Raw genomic sequence first — 9,012 nt, 5'->3', positions numbered from 1 at the left:
CTTGATGCAGTTTCTCTAATAAGTAAGAGACAAACGAGCGGTCTTTAGCTAAACCTGCAAGATAGGTTTTTTTAATATACCTTTCTGCCTCTCCAAATGAAGAGAAATCATGATCCAATGTATGATGTAAATTTTCATTGATATACCATGATCCATCTCGATAATAGACCCAGATTCTTGTACCTTCTGAGTTAACGTACAATACACCATCTTTGTTTTCTTTCACATTAAATTGATTATCCGTAGCATCCATGTGCAGTGGTTCTGCTTTATAAGCAGCAATGACCATTGCTTCAAATGCCTCTTCAGTTAAAGTTGCTCCTGAAGCTTTTTGATGCCCTCCCCCCGTGCAGTGTACTAGCTACTTTTGATACATCTATATGGTCATGTATCGTTCGTAAACTCAACCTTTTATTACCTAAATTTAAAATCGCAATGTAATCAAGGTGACTATATAATTTTCCTAACGTATTTCCTAACTCAGATATGTAAGAATCTGCATACACGATACCTACTAAATGGTTTTGAAATTCAACTTGAAAAACACTTCGTTTTTTCCGAGAAATGTATCGATTCATTCTTTCTTCTTCAATAGAAAGTAGATTACTCTCAAACTGATCAAAAGTAAATTCTTCATCCGATTCTATTTTTGATCGTATTCTCGACTCGTATTCCTCAAAAGACATAAGAGTAAGCAAATCATTTAATTGCTTTGCGATTACATTATTATTTTTCTCCCAATCCCAGACATCGTATTGTCGCACATGCTCCACATATTCATTTAATATGGTACTTTCCTTTAAAGTACCTTCGTTGATTAAATACCTGTAATATAATGAAGTTGCGCATTCTTTTATGCCATTAGAAGATTCTACTGTTACCGTTGCCCAATCATACTCGTTTAACTCAAACGCGGATTGATGATGATCAATTAATGTAAAGGAGCCGCCTTCGTCTATCAATTGGTTAATATGGTCAATTTCTTCACCTTGAACAGAAAGGTCAGTGACAAAAATATTCGCTGCCTCTTTTGTTTCAAATACTTTACTTAATTTATGATGGAATGCTCCTATTGACAAATATGAAACATTCACCTTTTTTCCATAGGCTAGTTTGGCTAATATTCCACAAGAAATACCGTCTAAGTCGTTGTGTGTGTATAGTTCCATGTCGTCTTTCCTCCAAGTATTAACTTTCTCCTAATAATAACGTTTCATTGCTTTTTGTTTTATTCATTTGTTCGTACGCTTTTTCAATAATATCCGCTAACACATCACCTTTGTATACTCGTCCAAACTTTGTATTCTCCTCATAAAATAAAACAATCTCTTCTAACATTTTATGTGTGTCTTTACTTACTCTTACATTTAATTGGTAACGTTCCGAATTCGACAACAAGATTCAGCCCTTTCTATTATCTAGCTGATACTATCAATTTGCTATCACCTATTATACAACGACTATCCTTTCAATGTAAAAAACTAATCGAGGCATCGAAGAAACCTTTATTAGTACGTGACTAATGTAGGGAATGCCCTCTTTAATTTTCCATTTTGATAACCGAATGTTTTATGTAGTAAATAGTTTTCGAGAATGCCAAATTCTTCATCTGATTCTAACTGAACTAAATGACTATGAAAAGTAGACCAGGTTACAGGTAAGAATTGTTGATTACCATTTATCGTAATACAAGTATTTTGAAAATCGTTCATTCTCATAACATTTGAACGGCTTTCATTATAAATTGTTATGAAGATAAACTTCTTCTTATTAAATCTGCTGAGATAGTTTCCTAAAAACCATAATTTTGCTAAATTATAATGTTTGGTAAGAAAGCTAATCATATCTATAGATGTTTTAAATAAGTCATTATGTTCGAGTTGATGTAAATAGGGCTGTATTAATTTTGATGAATTCGGTTTAATGGAAATGTTACCATGTACATTTCCATTTAGTAGGATTAGTGTGTCGTTTGTCTCTAATAGTATATCTGGTTCTGTAATTATGAACTCATTTAGGATACTTCTAACTTCATTTAAAGGTTGCCAAATTGTCCCTTTTAACTCATCGTACCCCCAATAATACATAGTATTAACTTCTATGTTTGTCTGTAATAAAGAACCTATGAAAGAATCTAGCTTAGCATTTCTCTTTAGATAACGGAATATATTCCATATTACAGCATCTTCACTTCGCTCTCTTCCTATACGATTGACTCGTTTCACTTGAAGTATACGTTGAAGCAACTCAATTTCTGTAGGATCTTTCCATAATAAATTATCTCTCATATCCTCATATTCATATGTTGAAGGAGAAATATAAATGGAATGATGAGGACATAAAAATTCAGATGACTTTTTAAACGATCCTATTTGTCTCTCCACTAAGTAATGACAACCATCTACTGGACATTCAACAAAATTAGAATTCAATACTATCTGGTCTTTTAAATGATAATCAAGGAACATAACGGATTTCCTCCTCTTAAAGAAATGGTTTGTTCTATATAAAGAACAACAAGGCGACAAAAAAAACCGACACATCTAGAGAAATGTCGGTACATTCAGAATAAGGTCAGTATAGCAAATTAATTTCAAAAATACCAATAATAAACAATTTCACTTAACTTTCACCAAGTAAACCTAGTAAAAAAATCGACAATACTTTGGAAGAAACTCTTTACCTCTGCCCAAAATGTATCGTTTTGAATAATTTGATCTAACTGGTCTTGGATGTCTTTTGTTAATTCATTTAATTGATCTTTCATCCCACCAAAATCAATCTCTAGAGCTCTCATTTTATCGAAAAGATCAATGAGCATTTGTCTATCTTCTTCATTTAACTCTATATTCAACTTGGAAAGCTGTTCCTCCACAATTTTTTGTACATCTTCTTTTGTAGCAGGGTTTTGTTCTGCAATTTGCTTTTTAATCTCAGTTAATAGTTCACTGACTTGCTCTTGGTCAATTCCTGTGCCTTCAACAAGTTCTGTTGCAATCGTAAGCTCCTCATTCGCTACTTCCATTCGATCAGCATCTAACGTAATTCCTTCTACATCATAAGCTTTGTAAATCCCTGTTAATGCCGAATGTCCAGAAACTGTTACAGGAGAAGCTACTTCAATGATCGCACCTTCTACTCCAGCTGTAATTAATGCGTTCGCGTACATGGATTCTGTCACTTCAGTAATGTCTTCTGGCGTAACAATAATAATTTCAATCCCTTTTTCAGCTTCCTGACGAGTAATTTTTGCCGATGAATACATATTTGCATTACGATTTTCACCTTGTATATATTTAGCTAAATCTTCACCTGTTACGGTGATCTCTTCCACCATAGAAGAATCCGTCACGTTCAAAAGCTCTTTAACTTGTTGCAATTGGTTTTCATTTAATGATCCACCATAAGCAACAATTGGCAAGCCAAATTTCTCGTTAATAGATTGCTTAGTGGAACTCGAATCATCTGCTCCTGCATAACTTGTACTAAAAAAAGTAATAGGAAAAAACTAAGGATACTGCTAATATATTTCATAATCATTCCCCCATCTTAAGTAGTTACCATAAATTGTTTGTTGAATCTCCTAGGCTTGGAGATTAAGATATAGCTATCAACGAAAGTCTAGTTGAAGTTTCGATCATCCTACCAGTAAAGCACTTAGTGCTTTACTTACATATACTACTTTTTTATTTCCAAGGCAAGCGCAAAATGAAGTAAATTTTTCTTTATTTCGACAAACTCTTTTTATACACATCTACAATACTTCCTCTATACTGTCGTTCTTCCACCATTTTAAACTTATTGCGTTCCCAAAATTTACGTGCTCTATGGTTTTCTGGAACTATTCCGATATATACTTCTTTGTACTGCTTCAGAATGGATTCTTGTAACAAGTGATAGGCAGTTTGTGCAAAGCCGTGGCCTACATACCATGAATGTAGTATCAATAGTCCTATCCAAGGAGCGTTGTCTTTCTTGTGGTTTTTCATGTAATGAATTAATCCTATGTACGTATCCTCCAATTTAATGAAATAAGTCAACAATCCCTCTTGAAAAAATTCTTGTTCAATCTCTTTTTTCGTTCTAAAATCCTTTCCGTTCTCTTCTTTTAAATAATCTGGTTGGGAGTTTAATATCTCTTGCATAATGTATAGTTCATCCAAAGATGCTTTTTCTAAATGTACCACAAATACCTCCATGTGCTATGACTTTTACCATATAGTAACATGGTAAGAAGAAAATGAACATTTTTCTTCTTACCCACAAATTATTCTACTACGTTTTTTATAGCGTCTATAACTGTATCTAATAAATGATGTAACTCATCCCTTGAAATAATTAACGGTGGGGAGAGTGCAATGATGTTATTAAAGCCGTTAACAGTAGCACCATTTTTCCCAATTAACACGTTCTCATCTTTACAATAGTTTACTATTTTATTCAAAACTTCTTCAGTAACAGGTTTTTTAGTTCGTTTGATCTTCTACCATCTCAATCCCAATTAACAATCCTTTTCCTCTAATATCTCCTACTATCCTAATCTCTGACAGATTTGTTGTTAAAATCGCTAAAGCTTCCCTTCCTAAAATTGCACTTTTTTCTACTAGATTTTCATTTTCCATAATTGACAGGTTTTCTAAAGCGACTGCACATGCGGCTGGATTTCCACCGAAAGTATTAATATGCCTAAAATAATCATATTTCTCTTGTCCTTTAAACTTTTCAAATATGTCCCGCTTGATAGCTGTCACTGACAACGGCAGATACCCACTCGTTAAGCCTTTGGCCATGGTAACTATGTCTGGGCGTACATGTTCATGTTGAAACCCAAACTTCTTTCCTGTTCTCCCAAACCCACAAATTACTTCATCTATTATTAATAAAGCACCATGCTTTTTACACACCTGTTCTACACGAGAAAGGTAATCTTCAGGTGGCATTAATATACCTCCTCCAGTAATTATGGGTTCCATGATAAAGGCAGAAATGGTTTCACTTAATTCCCATGTCATAATTTGATCTAAATATTCTACTGTATCCACTTGAGGAGCTCGATAAGAATCTGGAGGAGGTATATGAATAAAATTTGATCCAAGAGGTTCATATTTAAATTTTCTTTGAGCTTGACCAGTAGCCGCTAAGGCACCAAAAGTGTTTCCATGATAACCTCTATATCTAGATATAATTTTATGCCTATGATGATCTCCGTTTTGATCATGAAATTGTTTTGCTAGTTTAAATGCCGTTTCATTTGCTTCAGATCCACTATTAGAAAAAATATATACATAATCGTCTTCTAACCAAGAGGTTAGCTTTTCAGCCAATTTAATAACCGTCTCGTGTGTATGAGTTAGAGGATAGTACGGCATTTTTTTTAATTGTTTATAGGCGGCTTCCGCCAACTCATCCCTACCGTATCCAACATTTACACACCACAGTCCAGCCATACCATCTAGATATTTCTCCCCCTTACTATCAAAAATATATACACCTTTTGCTTCTTCAATCAGCATTGTTTGATTTGGATTATATGGCCTAAACGAATGAAACACTAATTCTTCATCTAACTTTTTCAATTCCATCATAATCCCTCCTTTATGTAAAACATATTCAAAAGGAATGGAAATAAGAAATAACTAAAAAGTTAAAAATAAGAGGATGTCCCAAAAGTATATTTTATTTGGACACCTTCTTCTTTTTAACAAAAAATTCCGCTATTTCCCTCGGAGTCTCGGACCTGCAGCGAGAATCAATCTAATCAAAATGAACAGATGTGAAAATCTAAAATAATAAAAAGAAAAGAGGTGACTACAAAAAAAAACGTACATTTTTCGACCTTTTGAGTCAGCCTCCTCATCCTTATTTATTTATAGTGTCTACTTGGCATAACTTCAGCAGGAAGTATATTTCTAAATATACACGGACGATCTGAATAGCAAATATGAACTAAACTTTTTTCTTATCTTTGCAAGTATACTTGTCCTTTTTACAATGATGATAATACATATCATTCGCTCCTTCCTTGTATGCTTAAAAAAGATAGATTGATGACTCTGATCAATTCTACCTTCTTGTTTTATATATATTCCTAACCCTTTTATATGACTATGCATATAACTAGTAAGAAGAAAACTAAATAAAAATAGGGAACTTGTCCAAAGACGAAGCTCCCAGATTGATTATAAGATATCTAATACAACTACAATCGTTAAAAGAATTTGTAAAAGTAACTGAATGGATAGAACAATATCAGTATCTTCTGTTCTAACTTCAACATCACATGAGTTTTCAATAACGATAGATTGTTTGTTAGATTGTCTTAATTGTGTCAATTGAAGCAAATCTTGTGTCACTTTCTCAGCACGGCTGCTGTCAAGAATTGTTAAGTTGATTACAAGTGCAATAGCGACTTGTAATGCTGCCTGCAAAGATAATGCTACTTGAGTATCGGTAGTTCTAACATCGATATTAGCAGAGTTTCTGATCACTATTAATTCCTTTGAAGCTTGCTCTACTAATTCAGCTTGATCTAAGTTCGAAAATACCCCTTCATCATCATTTCTACATGCTGTAGGAGCAGCTGCTGCTTTCATTGGGTGACGAGACGCCCCGTCAAATGCACTCCATTCTCCATAACCTTCTAATCTATTCACTATGTCATCCCCTCCTTTCTCTTCTACTCTTATAGTATGGCTTTACTCTATTTTTGCTTAGACATTTGCTGATAGTCTTTAGCACATTCTTTCCTATTTATCATTCTTTTCTCTTTTTCGTTTAAGAATTTCTTGTAATGGTGATAGCTTGCTTTCAACTTCTTTGGCTACTTCATCTTTTTGTTCTTCTCCGTTTACAAAATCATCTACTTGCGTTTTTAATCCTTCAACAATGCTTTTAATTTTTTCCTTTTTGTGCATCTGTTATTTCATTCACTTGCTCGTCTGTATCAACATATTTAGTAATAATACTTGTCACTAATACGTTTACCAGCTCATTAGACAACTCAGCAACCTTTTCTTGATTAAACTTTTCTCCCATTTACCTACACCTCCTAATAATTCATTACTAAAGTATATTCAACTATTTTCTAGAGGGTACGGCTAATAACCTATAATCATGAAGACAATAGACTATTTCTACTTGTACTGGGTTAAAAATAAATATTTAATATTAAAAGGAGATATAATTGGTATTTCTACATATTTAAATGAAATTAACTAATAATAGGATGTAGAAAGTGGAAAGGAGATTGAAGATGGGTAAAAATAAACAAGCTAACCAACATGAAGCTGCAAAAAATTTAGCTGAACAACAAATGAGTGATGAACCAGAAATGAGTGTATTCTCTGCAAAAGAACAGAAGAAAAAGAAAAAGGTTGAATGAACTCAACCTTTTTTTATAGCACCATATTTCTATTTTTACCTTTAATGATTTGAAACACTCCGTATAAGGTTAATCCAATCGCAACCAGCGCTAACAAAATCTGCCCGTAGCTTTGCGAAGCAATTTCAGATAAAGCTCCATCTAGTCCTTTTGTTTTTTCAGGTTGTGCTGTTATAGCTGTTTGAATAAAGAAAATTCCAATAATACCCAATACAATTCCTCTTGCTATTAATCCTAACTTCCCTGCTTTTTTCCAAGTTCAAACTCTTTATCATTCATCTTAGAGCGTTGAAAATGTTTGGTGAATTTTTCTTTCCATCCGTTATATAATTCAACCACTCCATATCCAATAATAATAATTCCAATAGCACCGATTATCCATTGTCCAAATGCCTGACCTAATAACCAACTTGAAATGGTTTGTTGTGAATTTCCTCCATTAGATGAAGAGTCTTTAATAGCAATTGTTATGGCTTTATACGTTAGAAAACTGTAAATGACAGCCGTAACAATATAAAAGACTCTTCTAATAAGTGATTTCTTTTCATTACTATTGTTTTCGGGATCATTAACAGCTTGGATGATTTTCCATACAACATAGCCTGTTAGTCCTAAGGCTATAATCCAAAGGAGAATATCACCATACGGCTTACTCCCAACGCTCTCTAACGCACCAGTGGAATCTGTGGTTTTACCTCCAGTACCTATCGCAGCAAGTAAAGATAATACACCAATAAGGATGTACACTACCCCTTTTGACATATAACCGAACCGAGCAAAATTTTTAATCCATGGTTTAATTTCTTGTTTTGCCACTTGTTTTTCGTTCATATAGTTCACTCCTTATACGTTTATACCAATCGTTTACCCAAAAATCTTTTGAAGTTAAACAGAATTGAATAAATATAGTAAAAGGAACCATCCTATTGGAAAAGGAGGCTGCAATTTGTGAAAGAGAAGAAAATGTATAAAGATCATGAGTACTTTTCACCTTAAAAGGAAAAAATATTGTCAAGGAACATAAAAGTAAACCGAACAAATTAAATGGATTGCGTTAATATACTAAAGGTGATAGACTCAATTCATTATATGAGTTGGGGGAATGAATTTGAAACATTCAAGAGAATTTGCAACGTTTGCCGGAGGTTGTTTTTGGTGTATGGTGAAACCATTTGATGAGCTACCAGGAATTTATGGTATCCTATCAGGGTATTCTGGAGGTCATATTAACAATCCCACTTATGAGCAAGTTAAAACAGGAACTACTGGACATTATGAAGTAGTTCGTATTGAGTTTGACCCTGAAGTATTTCCCTATGAAAAATTACTAGAATTATATTGGCCTCAAATTGATCCAACCGATGACGGAGGACAATTTCAAGATCGTGGAAATCAATATAGAACAGCAATTTTTACCATAACGATAGGCAAAAACAATTGGCTGAACAAACCAAACAAGCTATACAACTTAGTGGTCGTTTTAAACAACCTATCGTTACGGAAATCTTACCTGCAACTCACTTTTATGAAGCAGAAGACTATCATCAAGATTTTTATAAAAAATCGCCTAAAGAATATAAAGAAGACCGTGCTAAGTCTGGACGAGATGAGTTTATTCAAAGCAATTGGAA

Annotated in this window: 11 protein-coding genes and 3 pseudogenes; 2 read left to right on the top strand and 12 right to left on the bottom strand. The window is 33.6% G+C overall.

From position 1 onward, the window contains the following. The 10 genes and pseudogenes from M44_RS25175 to M44_RS26930 form a co-directional block, all read right to left on the bottom strand. A pseudogene (locus M44_RS25175) lies at positions 1 to 289 on the bottom strand (oligoribonuclease); the annotation flags it as partial. A gap of 16 nt (positions 290 to 305) precedes the next feature. Next, a complete protein-coding gene (locus M44_RS27330) occupies positions 306 to 1,169 on the bottom strand; it encodes a DHH family phosphoesterase (protein WP_050770952.1) in 864 nt (287 codons plus the stop codon). Positions 1,170 to 1,188: 19 nt separating this feature from the next. After that, positions 1,189 to 1,398, bottom strand: a complete 210-nt coding sequence (locus M44_RS09185) for a hypothetical protein (protein ID WP_010172899.1) — start codon at positions 1,396 to 1,398, stop codon at positions 1,189 to 1,191. 110 nt (positions 1,399 to 1,508) lie between these two features. Then, the gene (locus M44_RS09180) at positions 1,509 to 2,468 is read right to left on the bottom strand and encodes a hypothetical protein (RefSeq protein ID WP_010172898.1); all 960 of its coding nucleotides are present in this window, start codon (positions 2,466 to 2,468) and stop codon (positions 1,509 to 1,511) included. Positions 2,469 to 2,629: 161 nt separating this feature from the next. Continuing rightward, positions 2,630 to 3,421 (bottom strand): DUF1002 domain-containing protein, encoded by a 792-nt coding sequence (locus M44_RS21880; protein ID WP_010172897.1) that lies wholly within the window; start codon positions 3,419 to 3,421, stop codon positions 2,630 to 2,632. 304 nt (positions 3,422 to 3,725) lie between these two features. After that, complete coding sequence (locus M44_RS21875; RefSeq protein WP_010172895.1) at positions 3,726 to 4,187, bottom strand: GNAT family N-acetyltransferase; 462 nt, start codon at positions 4,185 to 4,187, stop codon at positions 3,726 to 3,728. A gap of 80 nt (positions 4,188 to 4,267) precedes the next feature. Then, positions 4,268 to 5,585, bottom strand: a pseudogene (locus tag M44_RS21870) (aminotransferase). 594 nt (positions 5,586 to 6,179) lie between these two features. After that, a complete protein-coding gene (locus tag M44_RS09160; RefSeq protein WP_010172889.1) occupies positions 6,180 to 6,653 on the bottom strand; it encodes a spore coat protein in 474 nt (157 codons plus the stop codon). Between the two features lie 93 nt (positions 6,654 to 6,746). Continuing rightward, positions 6,747 to 6,914 (bottom strand): hypothetical protein, encoded by a 168-nt coding sequence (locus M44_RS26935; RefSeq protein WP_010172887.1) that lies wholly within the window; start codon positions 6,912 to 6,914, stop codon positions 6,747 to 6,749. Further along, positions 6,892 to 7,035 (bottom strand): hypothetical protein, encoded by a 144-nt coding sequence (locus M44_RS26930; protein ID WP_010172885.1) that lies wholly within the window; start codon positions 7,033 to 7,035, stop codon positions 6,892 to 6,894. Before M44_RS26930 ends, M44_RS26935 begins: the two co-directional genes overlap by 23 nt. 217 nt (positions 7,036 to 7,252) lie before the next feature. Between M44_RS26930 and M44_RS28940 the strand changes: the two genes are divergently transcribed. After that, positions 7,253 to 7,381, top strand: coding sequence for a hypothetical protein (locus tag M44_RS28940; protein WP_010172884.1), 129 nt, complete (start codon positions 7,253 to 7,255; stop codon positions 7,379 to 7,381). A 13-nt stretch (positions 7,382 to 7,394) separates the two neighbouring features. Here M44_RS28940 and M44_RS28125 read toward each other — a convergent pair whose 3' ends face one another. Next, entirely contained in the window at positions 7,395 to 7,592 is a 198-nt protein-coding gene (locus M44_RS28125) for a DUF1206 domain-containing protein (RefSeq protein ID WP_237705252.1), read from the bottom strand. Positions 7,593 to 7,615: 23 nt separating this feature from the next. After that, entirely contained in the window at positions 7,616 to 8,212 is a 597-nt protein-coding gene (locus tag M44_RS21865; protein WP_237705251.1) for a DUF1206 domain-containing protein, read from the bottom strand. A gap of 271 nt (positions 8,213 to 8,483) precedes the next feature. Between M44_RS21865 and msrA the strand changes: the two are divergent. Beyond that, positions 8,484 to 8,902, top strand: a pseudogene (msrA, locus tag M44_RS21860) (peptide-methionine (S)-S-oxide reductase MsrA); the annotation flags it as partial. Positions 8,903 to 9,012 lie beyond the last annotated feature (110 nt).

It is taken from the genome of Bacillus coahuilensis m4-4 (assembly GCF_000171615.1).
GTDB lineage: Bacteria > Bacillota > Bacilli > Bacillales > Bacillaceae_K > Bacillus_T > Bacillus_T coahuilensis.
This window is presented reverse-complemented; position numbering and strand designations above follow the sequence as displayed.